23 protein-coding genes and 4 tRNA genes are annotated in these 21,687 nt (G+C 51.1%); 4 read left to right on the forward strand and 23 right to left on the reverse strand.

The annotated features are described in order from the left end of the window. Nucleotides 1-23: 23 nt before the first annotated feature. The 4 genes from T458_RS50875 to T458_RS50890 all read right to left on the reverse strand — a co-directional run bounded on the left by T458_RS50875 (nucleotide 24) and on the right by T458_RS50890 (nucleotide 456). Nucleotides 24-100 (reverse strand) — tRNA-Met (locus tag T458_RS50875). 47 nt (nucleotides 101-147) lie between these two features. Beyond that, nucleotides 148-223 (reverse strand) — tRNA-Val (locus T458_RS50880). A gap of 46 nt (nucleotides 224-269) precedes the next feature. Next, nucleotides 270-346, reverse strand: a tRNA-Glu gene (locus tag T458_RS50885). Nucleotides 347-363: 17 nt separating this feature from the next. Further along, nucleotides 364-456: transfer RNA gene (locus T458_RS50890), tRNA-Ser, on the reverse strand. 752 nt (nucleotides 457-1,208) lie between these two features. Here T458_RS50890 and T458_RS50895 point away from each other — a divergent pair. Then, complete coding sequence (locus T458_RS50895; protein ID WP_023558870.1) at nucleotides 1,209-1,652, forward strand: GNAT family N-acetyltransferase; 444 nt, start codon at nucleotides 1,209-1,211, stop codon at nucleotides 1,650-1,652. A gap of 24 nt (nucleotides 1,653-1,676) precedes the next feature. Here the strand turns inward: T458_RS50895 and T458_RS50900 are convergent, their stop codons facing one another. The 6 genes from T458_RS50900 to T458_RS50925 form a co-directional block, all read right to left on the reverse strand. Then, on the reverse strand, nucleotides 1,677-2,444 hold the full coding sequence (locus T458_RS50900; RefSeq protein WP_023558871.1) for a type III pantothenate kinase: 768 nt from the start codon (nucleotides 2,442-2,444) through the stop codon (nucleotides 1,677-1,679). 12 nt (nucleotides 2,445-2,456) lie between these two features. After that, nucleotides 2,457-3,302, reverse strand: a complete 846-nt coding sequence (nadC, locus tag T458_RS50905) for a carboxylating nicotinate-nucleotide diphosphorylase (protein ID WP_023558872.1) — start codon at nucleotides 3,300-3,302, stop codon at nucleotides 2,457-2,459. A gap of 165 nt (nucleotides 3,303-3,467) precedes the next feature. Beyond that, nucleotides 3,468-3,893 carry a Fur family transcriptional regulator gene (locus tag T458_RS50910; protein ID WP_023558874.1) on the reverse strand — a complete coding sequence of 142 codons (426 nt, stop codon included), beginning with the start codon at nucleotides 3,891-3,893 and terminating at the stop codon, nucleotides 3,468-3,470. A 24-nt stretch (nucleotides 3,894-3,917) separates the two neighbouring features. Further along, on the reverse strand, nucleotides 3,918-4,766 hold the full coding sequence (locus T458_RS50915) for a metal ABC transporter permease (RefSeq protein ID WP_023558875.1): 849 nt from the start codon (nucleotides 4,764-4,766) through the stop codon (nucleotides 3,918-3,920). Between the two features lie 29 nt (nucleotides 4,767-4,795). Then, a complete protein-coding gene (locus T458_RS50920; RefSeq protein ID WP_023558876.1) occupies nucleotides 4,796-5,566 on the reverse strand; it encodes a metal ABC transporter ATP-binding protein in 771 nt (256 codons plus the stop codon). Between the two features lie 147 nt (nucleotides 5,567-5,713). Next, nucleotides 5,714-6,715, reverse strand: a complete 1,002-nt coding sequence (locus tag T458_RS50925) for a metal ABC transporter substrate-binding protein (protein WP_023558877.1) — start codon at nucleotides 6,713-6,715, stop codon at nucleotides 5,714-5,716. Nucleotides 6,716-6,899: 184 nt separating this feature from the next. On the opposite strand from T458_RS50925, the gene T458_RS50930 reads away from it, so the two are divergent. From T458_RS50930 to T458_RS50940, 3 genes are all read left to right on the forward strand, one after another. Further along, nucleotides 6,900-7,406, forward strand: a complete 507-nt coding sequence (locus tag T458_RS50930; RefSeq protein WP_031306180.1) for a PCYCGC motif-containing (lipo)protein — start codon at nucleotides 6,900-6,902, stop codon at nucleotides 7,404-7,406. Nucleotides 7,407-7,550: 144 nt separating this feature from the next. Further along, complete coding sequence (locus tag T458_RS50935; RefSeq protein ID WP_023558879.1) at nucleotides 7,551-7,886, forward strand: PadR family transcriptional regulator; 336 nt, start codon at nucleotides 7,551-7,553, stop codon at nucleotides 7,884-7,886. Further along, nucleotides 7,883-9,193, forward strand: a complete 1,311-nt coding sequence (locus tag T458_RS50940) for an FtsW/RodA/SpoVE family cell cycle protein (protein ID WP_023558880.1) — start codon at nucleotides 7,883-7,885, stop codon at nucleotides 9,191-9,193. The genes T458_RS50935 and T458_RS50940 overlap by 4 nt, the downstream gene beginning before the upstream one ends. Nucleotides 9,194-9,259: 66 nt before the next feature. On the opposite strand, the gene T458_RS50945 is transcribed toward T458_RS50940, so the two are convergent. The 13 genes from T458_RS50945 to yabP all read right to left on the reverse strand — a co-directional run bounded on the left by T458_RS50945 (nucleotide 9,260) and on the right by yabP (nucleotide 21,529). Continuing rightward, a complete protein-coding gene (locus tag T458_RS50945; protein WP_023558881.1) occupies nucleotides 9,260-10,123 on the reverse strand; it encodes a Cof-type HAD-IIB family hydrolase in 864 nt (287 codons plus the stop codon). A 51-nt stretch (nucleotides 10,124-10,174) separates the two neighbouring features. Further along, nucleotides 10,175-12,145, reverse strand: coding sequence for an ATP-dependent zinc metalloprotease FtsH (gene ftsH / locus T458_RS50950; protein WP_023558882.1), 1,971 nt, complete (start codon nucleotides 12,143-12,145; stop codon nucleotides 10,175-10,177). A gap of 69 nt (nucleotides 12,146-12,214) precedes the next feature. Continuing rightward, a complete protein-coding gene (gene hpt / locus T458_RS50955; protein WP_023558883.1) occupies nucleotides 12,215-12,754 on the reverse strand; it encodes a hypoxanthine phosphoribosyltransferase in 540 nt (179 codons plus the stop codon). Next, the gene (tilS, locus tag T458_RS50960; protein WP_023558884.1) at nucleotides 12,751-14,181 is read right to left on the reverse strand and encodes a tRNA lysidine(34) synthetase TilS; all 1,431 of its coding nucleotides are present in this window, start codon (nucleotides 14,179-14,181) and stop codon (nucleotides 12,751-12,753) included. Before tilS ends, hpt begins: the two co-directional genes overlap by 4 nt. Then, nucleotides 14,153-14,605: a threonine/serine exporter family protein gene (locus T458_RS50965; protein ID WP_023558885.1), complete on the reverse strand. Its 453-nt coding sequence runs from the start codon at nucleotides 14,603-14,605 to the stop codon at nucleotides 14,153-14,155. The genes tilS and T458_RS50965 overlap by 29 nt, the downstream gene beginning before the upstream one ends. Nucleotides 14,606-14,611: 6 nt before the next feature. Beyond that, the gene (locus tag T458_RS50970) at nucleotides 14,612-15,361 is read right to left on the reverse strand and encodes a threonine/serine exporter family protein (protein WP_023558886.1); all 750 of its coding nucleotides are present in this window, start codon (nucleotides 15,359-15,361) and stop codon (nucleotides 14,612-14,614) included. Between the two features lie 15 nt (nucleotides 15,362-15,376). After that, nucleotides 15,377-16,312, reverse strand: coding sequence for a protein kinase domain-containing protein (locus tag T458_RS50975; protein ID WP_023558887.1), 936 nt, complete (start codon nucleotides 16,310-16,312; stop codon nucleotides 15,377-15,379). Further along, complete coding sequence (locus tag T458_RS50980; RefSeq protein ID WP_023558888.1) at nucleotides 16,302-17,063, reverse strand: VWA domain-containing protein; 762 nt, start codon at nucleotides 17,061-17,063, stop codon at nucleotides 16,302-16,304. The genes T458_RS50975 and T458_RS50980 overlap by 11 nt, the downstream gene beginning before the upstream one ends. A gap of 66 nt (nucleotides 17,064-17,129) precedes the next feature. Further along, nucleotides 17,130-19,604, reverse strand: a complete 2,475-nt coding sequence (gene spoIIE / locus T458_RS50985) for a stage II sporulation protein E (protein ID WP_023558889.1) — start codon at nucleotides 19,602-19,604, stop codon at nucleotides 17,130-17,132. Nucleotides 19,605-19,936: 332 nt separating this feature from the next. Next, nucleotides 19,937-20,305, reverse strand: coding sequence for a S1 RNA-binding domain-containing protein (locus T458_RS50990; protein ID WP_023558890.1), 369 nt, complete (start codon nucleotides 20,303-20,305; stop codon nucleotides 19,937-19,939). A 43-nt stretch (nucleotides 20,306-20,348) separates the two neighbouring features. Then, nucleotides 20,349-20,666, reverse strand: coding sequence for an FtsB family cell division protein (locus T458_RS50995; RefSeq protein ID WP_023558891.1), 318 nt, complete (start codon nucleotides 20,664-20,666; stop codon nucleotides 20,349-20,351). 9 nt (nucleotides 20,667-20,675) lie between these two features. Further along, on the reverse strand, nucleotides 20,676-21,248 hold the full coding sequence (gene yabQ / locus T458_RS51000; RefSeq protein WP_023558892.1) for a spore cortex biosynthesis protein YabQ: 573 nt from the start codon (nucleotides 21,246-21,248) through the stop codon (nucleotides 20,676-20,678). Continuing rightward, the gene (yabP, locus tag T458_RS51005) at nucleotides 21,245-21,529 is read right to left on the reverse strand and encodes a sporulation protein YabP (RefSeq protein WP_023558893.1); all 285 of its coding nucleotides are present in this window, start codon (nucleotides 21,527-21,529) and stop codon (nucleotides 21,245-21,247) included. Before yabP ends, yabQ begins: the two co-directional genes overlap by 4 nt. Between the last annotated feature and the right edge of the window lie 158 nt (nucleotides 21,530-21,687).

Below are 21,687 nucleotides of genomic sequence, written 5' to 3' on the forward strand. Positions count from 1 at the left end.
CAAAGCAGTACAAGTGAAAAATTTGGTTGCGGGAGCAGGATTTGAACCTGCGACCTTCGGGTTATGAGCCCGACGAGCTACCGAGCTGCTCCATCCCGCGACGACTAGGACATTGTCCTGATAAAAGTTGCTATCCATTTTTTAAAATGGTGGAGGCTGACGGGATCGAACCGCCGACCCTCTGCTTGTAAGGCAGATGCTCTCCCAGCTGAGCTAAGCCTCCAGATACCCCAAAGCTTATTGGGGCCCCAACAACTAGTTGGGTAATATGGTGACCCGTAGGGGATTCGAACCCCTGTATGACAGCGTGAAAGGCTGCTGTGTTAAACCGCTTCACCAACGGGCCATCTTATGTAAGGATAATGGCGGATGGAGTGGGATTTGAACCCACGAGACGAGTTGACCCCGCCTACACGATTTCCAATCGTGCTCCTTCGGCCGCTCGGACATCCATCCACATAACGGGGCAACAAAGTAAATTTCGTTTATCCCCTGCAGAATCAAAATTCTATCACATCGAAAGTCCAATTGCAACTACTTTTTTAATTTCGCTTAAAAAGTTCAGTCCAGAAAGACTTATGTGCAATTGACACAATAGCCATTGTAGCGCCTTGATTGATTGCTGTCAAGTAAAAGAATTCAATTATCGGAGTAAAATCGACTACGGCATTAGCATAACCTCTAAGAAGGAATATAATCTTGTTTCTATTTCCCACAAACCAGGCTCTAGATGAAAAAAGTTCAGCAATATTGAAAGAGTGGTGAGGAGAGAAAAAGCTACAGAGGCCTTCCTGAAAATGGTATACTTACCCTCAAGACAAGATAGGCGGTGGCGAACCTCGGCGTAGCTCCTGATAAAGGGGGTGACGCTGATCGACACGCTCGGCACGCTCTACTTCTTCCTAAAGGTACTGGCAACCCTGCTCAGCCTCTGGTTTAGCAGCAGAAAACTGTACCGATGGTGGAAAAGGAAGCGTAACAAGCGAAAACCCACCGCCTAAGGTTGACCGCCCGACGGTGGATTCGCTGGTTTTGTAAACAAGCGCGCCGTGGGTGTTCCACAGCCTTCTTGTCCAGAGGAGCCTCCGCTGCAACGGCGGCTCCTTTATTTGTATGTCTGAATCAGCAATTGTTATACACCCATCTTATCACGCTTGTGGACCTCAAACAAGAAATCAATCCCTACGAGAAGAAAGGATGCGATCCATATGCCTCAGGTTCGCCCCGCTACCCTTCAGGACTATGCCGCCATTTGTCGCATCGATGCCATGATTTTGGGTAACACCAGCCGCTCTCAGGAATTGCATGATGCCATCTCTGCTGGACATGGCTATGTCGCTTCCCTCGACAATGATGTATCCGGCTTTGCCATCATGACACCGTCGTTTTACAATCAAGCCTTTGTCTCCCTGCTCGCTGTCCATCCACAGCACCAGCGCCAGGGAGTCGGCCAGGCACTCCTGCAGCATCTGGAAAAGAACTGTCCTACCGAAAAGCTGTTTACCTCCACCAACCTATCCAACAAGCGAATGATTCACCTCTGCCGCAAACTGAACTTTGTTGAAAGCGGTTCCATCGACAATCTGAACAACGACGGTGATCCCGAACTCTTGTTCTGCAAGTACATCAAAAAGCCGCAGTTCTCCAAATAAGCAAAGAAAGCTGCGGCTGATCCTCTAACCAAGATTACGCTCGTAAATAAAGCGAAGCCCTTTCAGGGTCAGGTTGGGGTCCACAATATGGATGCAATCCGTCTCATCGGCAATCAACGAAGCGAATCCTCCTGTCGCCACTACCTTTGGCTCAGACCCATTTTCGGCCATCATCCGGCGGACAATCCCCTCGACCTGGCCCACAAATCCATAAAAAATCCCCGACTGCATCGCCGCAATCGTATTTCGGCCGACGACTTGGGACGGCTTGGACATCCCAAAACGCGGCAGCTTGGAGGCGCGGCTCACCATCGCTTCGGTAGATGTACGGATTCCAGGAGCAATAGCTCCACCCCAATACTGACCTTTCTCATCTACATAGCAATACGTCGTAGCTGTTCCGAAATCGACGATGATCAGAGGCGCGCCATAATGGTGGATCGCAGCTACCGCATTCGCGATTCGGTCCGAGCCGACTTCGCGCGGATACTCGTATTTGATGTTCAAGCCTGTCTTGACTCCCGGTCCGACGACGAGTGCTTTGCGTTGCAGATACTTTTCACACATGCGTTCAATGGTAAAGTTCAGTTGTGGCACTACCGAAGAGAAAATCACCCCGCGCACCTGATCCAGCGCGAGTCCGGCACTGTCAAACAAACTTTTGACCAGCATTCCGTACTCGTCTTCTGTCTTTTCCCGATCCGTGGAAATACGCCAATGGCAGCGCAATTCCTCTCCTTCGTACACACCTATGACAATAGTGGAATTCCCGACGTCCATGACCACGATCATACAAGCCGCTCCTTATCGTTTCCGTGTGTTCAAATCAAGACTGATATCAAAAGCATTAATGGAATGGGTCAACGCACCGACAGAAATAATATCGACTCCCGTTTCAGCGATTGAACGAATCGTCTCCAGGTTGACGCCGCCTGATGCCTCGACAACTGCTTTTCCGCCGATCAGTTGGACCGCTTCCCTCATCTGCTCGTTCGACATATTATCCAGCATGATTGTATCTGCTCCGGCAGCCAAGGCCTCCTGCACCTGCTCAAGCGTCTCTGCTTCCACCTCAACAGTCATCGTATGGGGAATCGCCGCTCTCGCCGCCGCGACCGCCTGCGCGATCCCGCCCGAGCCTTTGATGTGATTGTCCTTGATCATGACCGCATCATACAGGGCAAAACGGTGGTTATGTCCTCCCCCTACGCGTACCGCGTACTTTTCCAAAAAACGCAACCCTGGCGTCGTCTTGCGGGTATCTACGACACGCGCCTTTGTGCCGGCTACGGCTTGGACATACTCGTTGGTTTTGGTAGCGATGCCGGAGAGACGCTGCAGCAAATTGAGCGCCAGCCGTTCACCGATCAAGATCGGGCGTACGGAACCGCTCACTTCCGCTATTTGATCGCCGACCTCCACCCGGGCGCCATCCTCTACGCCGGCGCTGAAAATCAGACTGGGATCGACCGTCGCGAACACCTGCTGAGCGATCGGCAGACCCGCGATGACTCCCGCTTCCTTGGCGTACAGAATGCCTACTCCTTGCTCGTCCGCAGGGATCGTGCTCATCGTGGTCACGTCACCGACTCCTACATCTTCTTGCAGCCACTCTTCTATTTTTCGTTGAAGTTCACGTGTATTCCACATCGTACGAATCACTCCTTGCCGGGAAAATTGCGGTTGCCTTCCCTGGCTTTGCCACCTATTATAGCAAATTTTTTCTTGGATCTACGCTGTTTTGCCATGCCAGCCAAAAGCAAAAAAAAGAAGCATTCGCCAGTAAAACCGGGATGCTTCCTTTTGGTAGTAAATTCAATTCGCATGGGCAACGCATTCTTTGCACATGCCATATACCTCAAATTTATGCCCCGTTACCTGAAAATCATCCGGAACCGACGACATGACATTCATCGGACAGCCCGGCAACGAAGATGTTTTGCCGCACTCGGTACAGATGACATGATGGTGGTGGTGGCCGTCAGCCGAGCAGGCCAAGCGGAATCTGCCTTCGCCTTCCAGCTCCGTCTCCTCCAAGATGCCCAGTCGAACAAAAGTGGAGATGTTGCGATAAACCGTATCAAAGCTGAGCGTAGGGTACAGCTCCCTGATTCGTTCCATGATATCCTTCGCCGAGAGGTAGCGCTTTTCTTCCGCGCAGATGCGGATCATCTCCTCCCGTTTGCCCGTGTACTTGTATCCATGTTCCTTCAGGATTTGCAGCGCTTCTTCTACTTTCATCGTCAAACACTCCTTCCCTTTGTTCTACAATCCTGTAAGCAAGAGGGCTTTTGCTTTTTTCACGCCCAAAACCGTCAACAAAATGAGAACGGCCATCAAGACAATTGTACCACCAGATGCCCAATCAAGCATGTAGGCAAAATACAAGCCCCCCAGCACAGAGATTTCCGCAAACAAAATTGCGAAAAAGATCGTCTGGCGAAAACTGCCTGAGATCTGCAAACTGGCTGCCACCGGCAAGGTAATCAGGGCGGAAATCAAAAGTACCCCTACTATGCGCATGGAAGCGGCAATCGTCAAGGCAACCAGCACCATGAACCACAAATTGATTGCCCTGCGGGAGACGCCGGACACGCGTGCGAATTCCTCATCGAACGAGACAGCAAACAACTCCTTGTAGATCAGGAACACCGTCCCCAGCACGACTGCAGCAACCCCCAACAGCGCGTACAAATCCTCAATCGTGACGGTCACAATTTTTCCGAACAGATAGGAATACAAATCCGCATTAAATCCGTCCGCGACACTGATCAGCACCGTGAACAATCCCAGACCGCTCGATAAAATAATCGGAATCGCCAGGTCCTGCTGCGCTTTGAATACCTTTCGCAACCGCTCGATAAACAGGGAGCCGATCACAGAGAACAGCATTCCGAAAAACAGCGGATTTACTGCGTTCAAAAAAGCTACCTTTTTCGAGAGCAGCATCCCCGCCGCCACACCGGACAAGGTCACATGCGACAAGCCGTCTGCCATCATCGACAGCTTACGGACGATCAAAAACGTCCCGAGGATGGGACAAATCAAACCTATTAAAATACCGGAAAACAAGGTATATCGCAAAAAATCATACTGCCACCAATCAGCAAGCATGGTCATACTCCCTTTTATCGTTTGCAGCCTTAGTGATGATGGGACAACACCTTCATGGAGCCGCCGTACATCTGCTGCAGGATTTGTTCTTGGTTATGCTCAAAATCATGGGCGGTTCCGTGGAAGTGGATTTTTTGCTGCACACATGCCACCTTGTTCACCCATTGCGTCATCACGCCTACATCGTGGCTGACGATCATCATCGTAAGACTGTTCTCTTCTTTCAGAGATCGCAACAGCCCGTAAAATTGTTCGATTGACTCCTGATCGACACCGACGGTCGGTTCATCCAGAATCAAAAGCTCCGGCTCCGCCACGAGGGCGCGAGCGATAAATACCCGTTGCAACTGCCCTCCCGAAAGGCTGCCAATCCGCTGATCCAGCTTGGCTGTCAGGCCGACTCGCTCGACGACCTCTTCTACACTCTTATGGTGATGGGCTTGCAGCCTCCGGAACAGCCCGATCTTGCCGACCAGCCCCGATGCCACCACTTCGCGTACAGTTGCGGGAAAACCGCCGGCGCCATGAGCGACCTGCTGCGCTACATACCCGATCCTGCTCCACTCGCGAAATTTGGACAGTGGCTGCCCAAATAGATGAACACTGCCTTTGGTTGGGCTCAGCAGTCCCAGGATCAGCTTCATCAGCGTCGATTTGCCTGACCCATTCGGTCCTACGATGCCGACAAAATCACCTTTCATCAGTGAAAATTGAACATCGTCGAGAACCACTTTGTCCTCATATTGAAAGGAGACAGAGCTCAGCTCCACTACAGCATCCTGTTTACCCTGTTGGTCCATTTCCTATCATCCTTTAAATCGGATTTGTTCTGATTTACTATCCTTCATCCTACTACGAATTTCCTGCGATCACAAGAGCATAAGGGGCAAAGGTGTACTTTTAAAAAAAGATGCCGCTCTACATCCGCGACATCTTTCGGGCTATTTTTATTTCAATGCTTCACGCAAGGTTTCCAGATTCTCGCGCATGATCGACAGATAATCCTTGCCGGCATCCACATCTGCTTGAGTCAGGCCTTCCAGCGGGTTCAAGGTTGCTGTCTTCACTCCCGCCTCTTTCGCGATGACTTCCGCTACTTTCGGAGAAACCAGTGTCTCAAACAGAACGTAGGACATCTGATGTTCCTTCACATGCTCCACCAGCTCCTTCATCTTGGCGGGAGAAGGTTCATCAGCCGGATTTACGCCGGAAATCGCTACTTGCTTCAGACCATATTGTTCGGCCAGGTAGTGGAAGGCGCTATGAGAGACCATGAACTGCTTTTTCGGAGCCTGGGCGACCATTTCCTTGAACTCTTTATCGAGTTGATCCAGATCGCTTGCCAGCTCGGTGAAGTTCTTTTCATAGTCTGCAGCATGGGCCTGATCTTTAGACACGAGTGCTTGCTTCACTTTTTCCGCCTGTGCTTTCAACAGGTTCGGATTGAGCCAAACGTGCGGATCATACTCTCCGTGGTCATGCTCATGGGCGTGTTCATCTGCGTGCTCGCCTTCATGCTCATGGGCGTGTTCGTCCTCATGTTCCGCCGCTTTCAGCAATTCCAGCCCTTCTGTTGTGTTGATGACTTGCGTATGATTTTTATCAAGGTTCTCTACTGCTTTTTCGACCCAAAGCTCCAAACCGCTTCCGTTGAATATAAAGAGATCGGCAGACGTCAAAGCAACCATATTTTTCGCAGTAGGTTCAAAATCATGCGGCTCTACTCCTGGCGGAACAATGTTTACCACGTCGACATGATCGCCGCCAATCCGCTTGGTAACATACTCCAGCGGATATATCGTTGTGAATACTTGTGGTTTCTCACTTGCCACTTGAGCAGCTTGCGACTGCGGTGCAGCCGGAGTGCCCGTAGTCGCTGTATTTGCGCCACAACCTGCCAAACCAACTGCCGTTGCAACACCGATCATAGCCAAAAGGCTTTTTCTCATCTCTCATCTCTCCCCACTAATCAAAATCATTCCGATTTACTCCACGTGATTCATTATAAGGATAACTGCCCAACTTGTAAATAGGATTTATTACGATTTGTAACAAAGATGTCCAGACCTCGCCTTTTTTCCCCTCTATTGACTGTGATACTATAAGCGAGAGGAGGTCTGTCCAAAGATGAAATTGAATCGAAAAATGTGGTTGCCGATCGCGCTTCTGACAGTCGCATTAGCGACCGGCTGCGGATCACAAGAAAACGCCAGTCCAGAAGTAGACGAACACGGACACAGCCACACCCAACACGCAGCAAATGGCGATTTGCAGGAAACGACTGCTTCCGTCGACGTTTTGCCAAGCTTCCTGGATAACCAGGACCCGGTCATCATCGCCTCTTACAAAGTTGCCGGCGCCAATCGTGAACTGCTCAAATCCATCCCTTGCTTCTGCGGTTGCGGAGAAAGTGCGGGACATGAGCACAACGGAAACTGCTTCATCAAAGAAGAACTGGAGGACGGCTCCATCGTCTGGGATGATCATGGCACACGCTGCGGTGTCTGCATGGAAATTGCCGTAGTTTCCTCCAAGCTGAAAGAAGCTGGCAAATCAACACTGGAAATTCGCCAATACATCGATGAGGCCTACAAAGAAGGATACGGCAAGCCAACGCCTACACCGATGCCCTCCGCCTAAATCCAGCCTATATCCATTCCCTTACAGTCTGGCATCTCCACTTGCCGGGCTTTTTTGCGTTTTTGTCCTTGCAAAAGAGGGAATCGCCCCTTATGATTATACCTAGATATACGATGCATCCACTATCAAGGCAAGGAGGCAGCCATGACGATCAATAAAGAACTGATGAAGGGCAGCACGGTCATCCTGATCCTGACGCTGCTGGATCGCAAGCCGATGTACGGCTATGAAATGAGCAAGGAAATGGAGAAAAGCTCAAGCGGCGTGCTTACACTGAAGGAAGGAACGCTCTATCCCATTCTGCACACCCTGGAGTCAGACGGAATGGTCGAATCCTACTGGAGCTCCGGTGAAGGCGAGCGAAAACGGAAGTACTATCAGATTACGAAAAAGGGGCAGGGCCTTCTGAAAGAAAAGCAGCGGGAGTGGATTTCCTTTCGCACAGCGGTCGATCAAGTTCTAGGGGGTGGACCAGCATGAGCCAACAACAGCGTCTCAATGAATACATACAGCAAGTATGCCGACAGATTCGCAATAAAGAGATGCACGCCTCTATTTCACAGGAGCTGCGCGGACATTTGGAGGACAAAATCGAGGATTATCAAGCGAGTGGCTTGACCTTGGAGAGCGCGATCGACAAGGCAATCGCTGACATGGGGGACCCGATCCAGATCGGCAAACACCTCCACCAGGCGCACAAGCCGCGTATGGAATGGAGCGTGGTCGCGCTCGTAGCCATGCTGATCGGATTTGGTCTGCTCGTCATGTACTCGTTGAGCCAATCCCAGACGGACGCAGGGCACTTGTTTACCAATAAAGTGGTCGGAATCCTCTTGGGGCTCGCTCTTTTCATTGCCTTGCTATTCTTCGATTACCGAAAACTTCAGCCATACAGCCTCTATCTGTATCTGGGAATTGTCTTGTGCATGCTGCTAACCAATCTCTTCGCAACGACGATCAACGGCAGGCCCATGTACCTCAATATAGGATTCCTCTTGAATGTGTACGGCATGTGTTCCGTGCTGCTCATCCTGTCCATGGCCGGGATGTTTGCAAAGTGGAACTGGGAGAAACTCACGACTCTGTTTAGAGCGGCTCTGACCTTCCTGGTTCCGTTTGCCATCCTGTTTGTCTCCCACCATACGTTTGAAGCGATCTTGCTATTGGCTGGATTTCTGGTCCTGGTGGCAGTCTCTCCTGCGCCACGTCGGATGGTCTGGAAGCTGTTCGGTGTGCTTTTCCTCACCATCGCAGGCACGGTTTTCTTGACGATCAAACCGTATAAGCTAGATCGGCTCTACTCCTTCCTGGACCCACACGCCGATCCGAATGGATCAGGCTATATACTGTTGCAGTCTTTGAAAACATTGCAGGAAGCCGGTCTTTGGGGCCATGGCTTCGGCGCATCCTTAAGCAGACTTCCCGGGACAGAAGCAGATTTGGTTTTCGCTTATATCGTGCATAGCTTTGGCCTCGTCACAGGTGCCGCGATCCTGCTTTTGGGCATCATCCTGCTGGTTCGCCTTCTGCGTGCCGTAAGATTGGTGCGGGATCGCTACGGCGTCATGCTGATGTCCGGATTGATGACCCTCTTTTTCATCCCGTATTTCTGGAGTATCTTGATGACAGCAGGCTTCCTGCCGATCATGTCTGTCAATTTGCCGTTTATCAGCTACGGCAATACGTCGTTTATCATGCAGATGCTGCTCATCGGCCTCGTTCTGAATGTGTATAGCCGAAAAGATATACAACCCATCGAAGCCTCCAAACCTCCTGCCCAGACCTAGACAAGAGAATTCAAAGCAAAAAAATAAAGGGAGTAAAGCCTGTTCTGGGCTCTACTCCCTTTTTGCTTATCTGCCTCCGATGATTCGCTCGTGAATAAACCGGGCGACACCCTCTTCATCATGATGCGGTGCGATATAGTTCGCAAGAGCCTTGATCTCCTGGGAAGCATTTTCCATAGCGACGGAATAGCCCGCATGAGTCAACGCCTCTCGGTCATTCTCGGCATCGCCGAAGACCATGACCTCCTCAGCTGCAATCCCCCATTTGCTGCAAAAATACTGCAGTCCCTCCCATTTGGAGACACCTTGGGGCAACAGCTCTACATTATGCCTTCCGGACGAAGTGATATTCACCTGACTGCCCAAAGGAGCCAGCTGCTCCCTCACCCACTCCAGAAGCTCGGGATCATTGTGCCAAATAAAGAGCTTTACCATCTCGGTCTTCGGATCATCGAGCATCTCCAGCATTTCCTGCAGGCGGATGATCTTTGCCAATTTGTAAAAGGCAAACTTCCGGATGGAGATCCCCTCAAGCGAGGTGTCTTCGTTCAGAAGCGCCTCCAGCCGCTCACGGTCCTCCTGAATCATCCAACGGTTGCTCGCCGTGTCATGGACTTCGTAATAAAGAACCTCCTGGCGCAGCGCTCGGATGGCATCAGCAACCAGATGATTGGGTAAAAGGGTTTGCTGCACCATCGTCCCATCGCTCTCCAATACGGTCGCCCCATTACTGCAAACAAAGCCATCAAACGGAAACGCGTCAATCGGAATCTGGGCGGAGCCAAAAGTACGTCCTGTCGACAATACCAGCTTGCATCCCTGTTGCTGCAATTTCAGACATGCCTCTTTGGTAACCTGGGTCATTTGTGATTCTTTGTTCAACAAAGTTCCGTCCATATCAAAAGCAGCCAGGCGCGGTTTCAGTTCCATCCGATTTTCCCCCTTCTGACCATAGTACAAAAGGAGCACCAGAGGTGCCCCTTATTGTTTCGGTTCATCGTGATTCGCGTCTTCCGCTGCCTCTGGTTTTTGGTCAGCTTCTGTCGCTTCTTTCACTTCTTCTTTTTTGGGTTGGATGTTGACGACCACTTCGGGATTGTCCGCTGGGTCATTGTCCATTTTTCCTGTTTCGATCAGTTGCTTGATCTGTTCCGCATCCAATGTTTCTACACGGAGCAGCGTGTTTGCGATCAAGTCAAGCTGGTCGCGGTGCTTGATCAGCAACTCTTTACACTTCTCGTAGCACTCATTGATGATCCGTTGCAACTCTTGGTCGATCTCATACGCGATCTTGTCCGAGTAGTTGCGGTCGGTACCGTAGTCACGGCCCAGGAAAACCTGTCCCTGGCTTTTCCCGAACTGCATAGGTCCCAGACGGCTCATCCCATACTCGGTAATCATGCTGCGTGCGATCGCTGTAGCGCGTTGGAAGTCATTGTGCGCACCGGTACTGATGTCGCCGAGCACCAATTCTTCCGCCACACGTCCGCCCAAGAGGCCGGTGATTTTATCCAGCAAGTCTGTTCTGGTAGCAAAGAAACGATCTTCCTTCGGCAAGAACACGGTGTACCCACCGGCTTGACCGCGCGGAATAATAGTGACCTTATGTACCATCTCAGCATTTTTCAAGTGGTAGCCAATAATGGTATGACCAGCTTCGTGGAAAGCGACCAGACGTCTTTCGTCTTCGCTGACCACGCGGGATTTTTTCGCGGGACCGGCAATCACACGGTCAATCGCCTCATCCACTTCCACCATGTTGATCTGTTTTTTGTTTTTACGAGCAGTCAGCAACGCTGCTTCGTTCAACAGGTTTTCCAGATCTGCACCGGTAAAGCCCGAGGTACCGCGTGCGATAACATCCAGCTTCACATCCTCGCCAAGCGGCTTGTTGCGGGCATGAACCTTGAGCACCGCTTCACGTCCCTTGATGTCCGGGCGATCCACTGTAATTTGACGGTCAAAGCGTCCTGGACGCAACAGCGCCGGGTCGAGAATATCCGGACGGTTGGTCGCAGCCACCATGATGATGCCTTCGTTGCCGCCAAAACCATCCATCTCGACGAGCAATTGGTTCAGCGTTTGCTCGCGCTCGTCGTGACCGCCGCCGAGTCCAGCACCACGCTGACGACCCACTGCGTCGATCTCGTCAATGAAGATAATGCACGGAGCATTTTTCTTTGCATTTTCAAACAAGTCGCGTACGCGGGACGCACCCACACCGACGAACATCTCAACGAAATCAGAACCTGAAATACTGAAGAACGGAACGCCTGCTTCACCTGCGACAGCACGTGCAAGCAAGGTTTTCCCTGTACCTGGAGGACCGACGAGCAGCACCCCTTTTGGAATACGGGCACCGACAGCGTTAAATTTGCGCGGGTCCTTCAAGAAGTCAACCACTTCTTCCAGTTCTGCCTTCTCTTCGTCCGCACCCGCCACATCGTCAAACGTGACGCGTTTCTTCTCTTCATTGTACAGCTTCGCACGGCTTTTACCGAAGTTCATCACTCGGCTGCCGCCGCCCTGGGCATTGTTCAACAGAAAGAAGAACAGGATGAAGATAATCACGAACGGAATGATTGAGGTCAGGAAGGTGAGCCAGATGCTGTTGCCCTCCGCCGGATTATACTCGACAAGCTTCACTTTTTTCTCATCGATCTTTTGGTCGATCAACGAGATAATATCGGATTGAGTCAATGGAACGTTGGTAAAAAACTTGTTGCTTTCCTGTCCCGAGGCTGGATTGATTAAGATCCCATCTACCCGATATGTGCCATTCTCAGGACGAAGGGACATCTCGGATATGTTATCTGCTTTCAATTGCACTCGGAAATCCTGATATGTAAGTTTCCCAACCTTATCAGTACCGGAGAGGATGAAATTTACGATCCCGACCGTGACAAGAAAAATAAGTAGGTAGAACCCGGTATTTCGAAAAAAGCGATTCATTCCTTACCTCCTCTCACGAACAGACACTTTTGCCATTTTACCATAATAAGCAGGGTCTTCACAACAAAGCTACTTGCTATAAACCTCAGGCTTCAACACGCCGATGAACGGCAGATTGCGGTACTTCTCGGCGTAATCCAATCCATATCCCACCACGAACTCGTCGGGAATGTCATATCCGCTGTAATCCGGCGAGATGTCCACCTTGCGCCGCTCCGGCTTGTTCAAGAGGGTCACAACCTTGACAGAAGCCGCTTCCCGATGGCGCAAAAGCTCCACCAGTCGGCTAAGAGTCTGCCCGCTATCCATAATATCCTCTACCACCAGCACATGCCGGTTCTGCACAGAGGTATCAAGGTCCTTCAAGATCTTCACCATGCCGCTGGATTCGGTGCCGCTACCATAGCTGGATACGGCCATAAAATCCATTTCGCAGGGAATATCCATGTGGCGAATCAGATCGGCCATAAATACAACCGCTCCTTTCAGCACACAGATGACCAAAGGATTCTTATCTCTGTACGCATCTGCGAGAGAGGCGCCCAATTCCTGCACCTTTTGCGCAATCTGCTCTTCTGATAGCAAAATCTTCTCGATGTCTTGATTCATGTAAAAACCTCCCGCCATTCTTCTCCAAACTCTACCCGCACGTGTAAAATACGCCTGGTCTGTCCCCGTATCGGCGCTGCGGCGGAACGGCGCACACCTGGTACCCAAATCACCTGATCGCCCGCTGTCAAAAGTGGAAGTCTGTCTCGCCAAGCACGAGGGAACTTGGCGTCGATCAACAACTCTTTCAGTTTTTTCTCCGATTCCAAACCAAACGTAACGAGGCGATCGCCCGGTTTGCGGTTGCGAACGACAAGCTCTCCAGGCAGACAATCCGCGTCGAAAACCGCTTCATTGTCAGAAAGCAATTTCCAGTCTACAGGACCATCCAGGTAACACGTATGTACTGCTGCCTTTCCATCCGCGATCCAGGTGACCCCCGGAACAGCGAGCTTATAACAATAAGTATGTATGTATTCGTCCTGTCCATTACACCGAAAATGGATTTGCCCATAAACTCGGCTTGCCACCAGTTTATTCGGCAAATGCAGTTCCGAAGAAGGACGCGTCCCCCTCGACATGTGCAAAACGGTCTCCACATGCTGCGAAGACCATTCGGTTTGCCTTGAGAGATAACTTAATATTAGAGTAATCATTCTCCTTTGTAAAGCAACGTCACAACTTTGAAACTTGTCGTTGTCAATTCCAATCCAGTCATTTTTCTGCCCGATAATCAACGTTTTTAGCTGCTCTCGAGCCAACCGGTCCAGCAGGGATTCGTCTTGTCGAATGGCTTCTGCCACATTCAGGATATGCTCCCTGTAACGACTGTTGACTTCTTGCAGAAGAGGCATAACCTCCAGACGCAGCAGATTGCGCTTGTACTTGCGCGATTGGTTGCTGCTGTCTTCTCTTGGCCGCAAGTCGTGCTCCCGACAATATCGTTCCAGTTCCTCCCTGGTTTTATGCAGCAGAGGACGCACCAACTCAATCCCAGCTTCCTCATCCAAAAAGCGCCGTCTGGGCATCCCGGACAAACCGTGCAGCCTCGTGCCGCGAACCATTCGAAACAGGATCGTCTCCACCTGATCGTCCGCATGGTGCGCCAACGCGACTTTGCTCGCTCCGTACGCGACCGCAACCTCGCGATACAAGCCGTAACGTAACTCCCTGCTCGCTTCCTGTCCGCCCATTCCGGTCTCTTCCATATAGGCGGGGACATCTCGCTCAAACAGGTGAAACCTGACACCGAGGCGCTGGCAGAGCTTTTCGGCAAACTCGGCGTCCTGACGAGCTTCTTCGCCGCGAAAGCCGTGGTTCAAGTGGACGGCATGCAGGCTCCAGCCGTATTGATAGTGTTGATTGAGACTTACCAGGATATGCAAAAGGGCAGTCGAATCATTCCCACCAGACAAACCGACTACAATCGTTTCATGAGGGGCGAGCAATGCCTCCCGCTCAATTTCGCTGTGTACGCTTTCCAGCATGACGTGCTCCCCTCCAGATCGTGAAGACAGAGATGCCCAGGATCAGACCCGAAGCGATTGCACCAGCCACCATCATCGTTTGGGTAGCGAGTGTGATCCCCCCCATATAATCATTGTTCACAAAAGCGAGCATCGACTTGTAGGCCAAGGAACCCGGTACAAGCGGAATGATTCCGGCTACGCTAAAATTCGTAGAAGGAACTCGCAAAAAGATAGAAAGAATCTGGCTGAGCAACGACACCACCGAGGCCGAGACCAAGGTAGACAGCAGCACTTCCGCACCCAGCATCGGAAGAGTAGAGAAGACCAGCCATCCGATCATTCCTGCCATCCCGCCCGCCAGAATCGTCCGCACCGGGACATTGAATAAAATGCACCAGGCCGTAGAAGAGACCAGGCTTAATGCCAATCCTTTCAGCAACATCTGCATTCACCCCCTAAACCATAGCGTAATCGCTGTAGCCACCGCTACGGATACAGCAGTCAACATGGCTTCTACACCGCGCGAAACGCCGGCAACCAAATCGCCCGCCATGAGATCGCGAAGAGAGTTGGTGATCGCAATACCCGGGAACAGCGGGAGCATGGCTCCGATAATCAAGATGCTCATGTGCAACTGAGGAAACAACGTTACAAATAATAAAGAAATCAGGCCGCCAAAAAGAGCTGCGGAAAACTCGGTAAAAAACTTCATCCGCACAAACTTTTCAAAATATTCCATGCTCAGATTTACCGTCAATCCGGCCAAGGCAGAAGGCCCCAGGTCGAGCCAGCTACCGCCTGCAAGCATGGAAAAGGCGCCGCTGGTCAGAGCGGCAGCCATATGCTGCATCCACTTCGGATAGATCGGTTTCATTTGATCAATCTCCCGAAGCCTACCATATGCTTCAGACAAGGTAATGCCTCCGCTGACAAAACGGCGGGAGACGTCATTGACCAAGGTGATTTTGTTCAGGTTGGTTGTTCGTTTTGGGGTGCGCACCATACGCGTATGATCCTGACCTTGGCATCGAAACGAAAGAATGACACTGGTAGGCGTAGCCGAGCTGTTCACATCATCCATCCCTGCCGCTTCCGCGATCCACGTCATCGTCTCTTCCGTGCGGTACGTCTCTCCCCCGCTTTTCAATATGATGGTCCCTGCCAATAGACATGTATCCATGACCAAATCCGCGGACACTCATCGTCACACCCTTCATAAAAACCAAGCGTAGTAAAGTGTGCCTGCCAACAACAGCATCGAAGCGACAAACAGACTGCTGATCCACATCCCGCCAGCCCCGGCAGGGGACTGTTTTTGTGCAGGTGCAGCAGGAGCAGACGCCGTCGATTCTCGCAATATGGCTAGCATCTCTGCCCGCATCTGGCGAGCAGTGGCATACTTCCCGTGAAATGCCTTGAGTAAAGGCACTCGATAGGGGTACAAGCCCTCACTTTTTCGTATTATATCACAGAGAAACTGGGTCTGACGCGGTTCTCCCTGGCTTGTTTGCCAAGTCTGTGAATCTACGCTGAGCCTGACCATCATGGCTGCTGTCGAGAATAAATCATAGGAGATTTCGGCCCGCCTGTCACCCTGATGCCAATAGGCCCGGTCGTACTCCTCTGTAAACTGGCGGACGGCATTGCCCAGCTTGGTTACACCGCCGAAGTCGATCAGTCGAACCTGCTTGTCTGAATGGGTGACGATGACATTTTCCGGCTTCAAATCTCCAAACACCCAGCCGTGCTTGTGCAAGATATCCAGCCTGGCGAGCAGTTGGACGATCAGTACCGGGACCCATTCTGTTCCCTTCTTCTGAACGTATTGATCCAATTGCTCGCCTTCCAGGTACTCCATCGCATAAAAGGTGCACGCCTTGCCGTTGATCACGAGGTCGTCCACGTCACACAAGAGCGGTCCCACTCGGGAGTCCCGCCCTTGCTGCACACTTTTCAACGCATGAACTTCCATCAACAGGTCCATGCCCTCAAAACCAACCTTGACCGCCTGCTTCACACCGCCCCGGGAAGTCAAATAGACCGCCCCGTTCGCACCGCGCCCCAACTCCCGCAAAACGTGGTACTCGTTTCTGTTCCACTTCCCATGAAAGTGACGGGGCAGCTCAGGAGTGGTTGCCTTAGAAGACATGATCACGCAGGTTTCCTTCGCCGTCGTCCTCGAAATGGGCATCGCGATAACGGTCCGACAGGGATTGCGGGAGCTGCACATGTTCAAACAGTGCAATTGCTTCAACAATGGCTGGACCAGTCGGGGTGATCCCGCTCATCGCCAAATCGCTCGATAATTGATGGGCTTGCTCTACCTTTTCTGTCCACGGTATACGGACTTCGAGATGCTTCCCTTTCCCAGGAAATGAACAGACCGCCATTCGGCTTTGTCCGCTCCGCGAGCGCAAGCTGATGCTAAAATCGTGAATCGCCTGCTGTACCGCAGACATTTTGGGCTTCATGCTGCCTGAGGTATCGACCAGCATGACGACATTCAGATTGCTTTTCTCCCCGAGCTCGTCCACCATACCGGCTACCTGCACACGTTTTTCGGGAGCCAGCTCTGTCATTCCCGAATCCCCGAGAATTTCTTGCAATTCTTTATTTACCACCTGGTGAATAGTGCGGGTCATCGCTTTTCTCGTGAGCATCTGCACCGTTTGCGCCAACTGCTGCGGGAAGACAATGTCACACAATCCCCCGCCTGCTTCCGCAATCTCGCGAATCTCCGTTTCTCCCTTTTCACCCAGTTCACTTTTGTCAATGACTCCGATGACGTTCACGGTAATTCCTTGCTCTCTCGCCAATGCTGCAGCTGCCACCGGGCTCATCCCTGAATTGGAGCAACCATCTGTTACCACCAGAATCTGTCGAAGTGTCGCTTCTTTCACAAATAATCTCCCCATTCTGCCTGTTTTAGCAACAGTATCGACGTGCAGGTGGGAAAACATACCTTTCTAGCTCACAATCCTGGGCCGCTCCAGCTTTTGCATGCCGTGGACCTGTATCGCCGACCATTGCGGCACAAAACGGTCGATGCGCGCAACGAGGACCGTCATGTCATCGACAATTTGTCCGGAATGCTGGCGAATCACCTTTTCCAGCAGCAGATCAGCCACTTCCTGCGGATCGTCCGTCTCCAGCTCTGCGATGATACGCTTCATCCACGCCTGTCTATTTTCGATATGCCGCGGCGCCTCGTAGATCCCGTCAGACATCATGATCAGCAGGTCACCCGGTTTCAGCATGCGGGAGACCACATCCACCTCGATCTCTTCCAGAATTCCTACCGGCAGATTGTTGGCTGAGATGGTGATTACATCGGCTCCCCTTTTGACAAAGCTGGGGGTAGAGCCGATTTTGACAAAGCGCGTATGGGCAGTCTGCAAATCGACCAAAGCCAGATCGACCGTTGCAAACATTTCATCTGTCGAGCGCAGGGCGAGGACAGAATTGACCGTCTTGATCGAGAGCTTTTCATCGATACCGGACCGCAAAAGCTGTTGGAGCATATCCAGAGCAGACTGGCTCTCGAGGAAAGCGCGTTCACCATTGCCCATGCCGTCGCTGATCGCCAGCGCCATCTTGCCGTTGCCCAGATCCATCGTGCGGAAGCTGTCACCCGACAATAGCTTTCCGTCCTTGGCTGCACCTGCGATGCCGATATCGATCTCGAATGTTTTGGCGGAAGCGAGACACATCGTGCAGGAGCCGTCTTTTTGCGCTTCGCAATGCCGTTCCCGGACGATGATATTTTCGCCCAGGATTTCCGTCAGCATCGGCGCCACGATTTTGGCGCACTCATCTCTTCCATAGCAGGAGGGTTGGCTGATCTCGATATCGACCTTGCCTTCCTCCAGACTGTGTATATCCACGCGCCGGACAGAGAGACCCAGTCCCTCCAATGCCTTCGAGACCTGTTTCTCCTGAAAGCTCAGCTCCATGCCCTCGCGCTGAATTTCCTGGGCAAAATCACGCATGACGCGCGATACTCCTGATAGCTGATCGGCTACGAGCTTGCGGCTCTCTTTTACTTGTTTTTTCAATATCTCGAATGATTGCTCCCGGTCGTATTCTTGCTCCATGACGGTCAGCACTTTCTCGGTCTTGACGCATTTTCGCTCCCATTCACGCGGCGGTGTAATGCCCGCCAAGGTCCCGTTTTCATGTACCTTTTCCGCCAGCCAGCGCATTCCTTCATAGGTCGACTGCATGTCTTTTTCCCAGCATTGCTCTTTCTTCCAGCATTTTTGACATGTAAATTCCGTGACCCTGCTGAGGAAGGCGTCCGCCTGCTCCTCGCTTTCCTCTGGGTCTGCTGTCTGGGCAAAGCTATGCGACAATTGCGTAAACAGATCGGAAAACTGCTGGATTTTTCCTGCTGTCACATCGCGTACGCGGCGCATGTATTCCTGGTGAGACTGCTGGTTTTCCACAGTGCCGGGAATGAACCGGGCCACCTTTTTCCAAAGGGCTGCTGGCGTCAGGATAAAAAGAACGATCGCCAGCGAGGTTTCCACCAAAGAGAGGTAGAGGATATCTTGCGCGCCCCCATAGATTGCCAAAATTGCAGTGCCAATCAGCAATCCGGCAGAGACGCCGACTTTTCCACCTTCCTTCAACAAGCCGGCCAATAAGCCCGAGAAAGCCAACAGATTGATTTGCTGCAAAGCTCCAACATTGGCGAGACTCAGGATGAGCCCGGTCACGACACCAACAGCGGCCCCTATGGTTCCGCCACCTACGAATGCAAATAGCAGCAGCAAGTAACGTGACAAAACATGCTCCATCGAGATGCCTTCGACTACCCAATCGACCGTCCCCGTCATAAGGGAAGCAAGCAGGATGACCAGGGAGACGATTTCTTCGTTTTTCAGCGGTTCATAAGGCTTGGCCAAATGGATGATGGACAAAGATTGAATGAAGATCAGCGTCAGGATAAAACCCAGTATGGATTCAACCCCGACCATTACCAGCTCATAGGTATTCACCTGATCGGTCAATACGTTGTAGAGCAGATGGCTGATAAAAACCGTGACCATCACGAAAAGCGGCGTTCGGGAAAAGTCCTTCTGGCGAAACCGCTCGCTTAGCTTGCAAGCCAGCAAGGCAAGAACCACACTCAGCACTGCTTGCAGCCCCACCGGCACGGTCTGGGAAAATGCTCCCGCGATCAAGGCTAGCCCGGTCGCTGCTAGCAAATCGCGTCGCAAATAGAACATCACCATAAAATAAGGGACGACGAATGGCGTCAGCTCTTCGAGAATCAACGCGCGCCCCAGTAAAAATCCCATTAACAAGGGGAGCACGTTCCACTTTTGTGCGGCTTGTGCCACTTTCTCCGTCCATGTATCCGCAGTGGTATGGACTTGTTCTGATACTTGACGAGCCCATGCCTGACTCGTTCCTGTTACGTTTTTGTTTGCGATCATGTTTGCACCACCCCGTCCTTGTTCGTTTTGTGTCTCCATTATACGGAGGCGGTTATGTAAAATTTGTCAAAATACCAAGGTGTATTCCAGAAATCGTGCGACAAAATCATTGACACGTTTGGACATCCGGACACGAAAAAACCCCTATACCGGAGTACAGGGGTTTCAAAAGAAAAAAGCCGACGTTATGGCGGACAACGTCGGCTGACAGGTGATTCGCGCTTCGCGAAACGGGCTTATATTACCTATTCGGCACGTTCTTCAAATGCCCTTCCTGATTTGGAAGAGAAATTGGATAATATACAAAGTGGGAATACTCGTAATATTTTGATTTATTTTCGGCTGCGGCCGCGCTTATCTGCATGCTTCCTGCGGGAAGATTGGCGGTCCTCACTCTCTTTCAAAAATCTGTTCAGCTTGTCTTCAAATGCTTCTCCTCGTTCACGCACGGGACGAGACGGTCTTTCCTGCTCTTTCGCCTTCTTGATCGACAACCCAATTTTTCCGTCTCTCAGATTCAGGACTTTGACAGTCACCACATCTCCTACCTTGAGGAATTGGTGGATGTCCTTGACGAAAGTATCCGCAATTTCGCTGATATGTACCAGGCCAGTCTCTCCTCCTGGAAGTTCTACAAACGCGCCGAACCTGGTGATACCCGTCACTTTCACTTCGAGTTTGCTCCCGATCTCGACTCCCATGAGCGTGGATGTCCTCCCTCTCCTAGAAGATCCGTCGTCTATTTTATTCGGGAATTACGTAAATGCTCTCCCCTGGTTTTGTAAAGTTAAGGCGCTTTCTTGCCAGCTCTGCCATGTATTCCTGGTCATTTAGCCGACTCGCCTCGTAGGTAAGCTCCTCATTCTGCTGCTTCAATACAGCTGATTCCTGCTGGAGCACCTCCAACTCTGCCTTCTTCTGGGCCAAGACCCCGCTTTGCATGTACATGGTATAGCCAGTCCAGATAAAGCATAAAAGGATCACAAAGAAAAAGAGCCGGATCCTGCGTTTCTGTCCTTTTCGATTCGTTGGAGAGGAAACTGCCTTCTTCACTTTGCTCACCTCTGATCTTTACTCCCGTTTTCTCTTTGATGGAAACCAATTCTTCCAATTTTTCCAAAACCCTTTTGTTTGACCGAGCATTTTTTTCCCCAAATGTTGACCCCATCTGGCAAAAGGCGAAGTGACAAAACGCGTCAACTTCCACACAAACCCCATGATCCAAAGCAATACCGAGTACAAAAATGCCAGCAACATCAGGATCGCTCGGTAAAAAAACAGAATGGGGCGAACCAAAAGCGTATCAATCACAAGTAAAATGGTTCGATATAACCACTGTGAAAATTCTATCACGCGATGCAGGAAATGAATATACTTCTTACTACCTACTACGAAATACAACCACGCGCCTATAATCACTCCGAAAAAGATAGGGAAACGGATAAAACCGTCGTTCACCTTGACTAAAATCAAAAAAACTAGTGCCATACTCCCAAGCCAGAAGAGAAGGTCGCAGATAAATACGATCCAGCCTGGCAGCCTGCTTTTTCCCTTGAAGACATGATACGTATCAAATCCCATTCCCATCAAAGCCCCACACGTCAACATGGCCAATACGGTTTGAAGCTGAACTCCGATGCTCACTTGAACAACTTGCCGAAGAACCCTCTCGACCGATCCCCGACCTGTCCTTGCTCCAGATAGGCCATTTCATGTACGAGACCCTCGATCGCCACTTCTCCGGTTTCCAGACTCAGATTTTTCATGTGCAAATTTTGGCCACGTATGGTTAAAAAGCCGCCTTCCGTCTCCAGGAGAAATTCCTCGCTGTCAAAGCTTTCAACGTTTTTTACCCCTGAAATCGCCAAACTGCGACGATTGATCATCACGACTTCATGCCGAGGCCGTTTTATGTGCTCATTCATGCTAACTTCCCCCCCTAAACATCCCCTTCTTGTACCATCGTATGGGAGGGGATGTCCGTTTATGAGAAGTTTTTGCGTCGAAAAGAAGCGAAAGACCCGCGGGATGAACACTCGGGCAAGTGTTGATCCTAACGGGTCTTTTCCTCATGATGCGAGTC

The organism is Brevibacillus panacihumi W25, assembly GCF_000503775.1.
GTDB lineage: Bacteria > Bacillota > Bacilli > Brevibacillales > Brevibacillaceae > Brevibacillus > Brevibacillus panacihumi_A.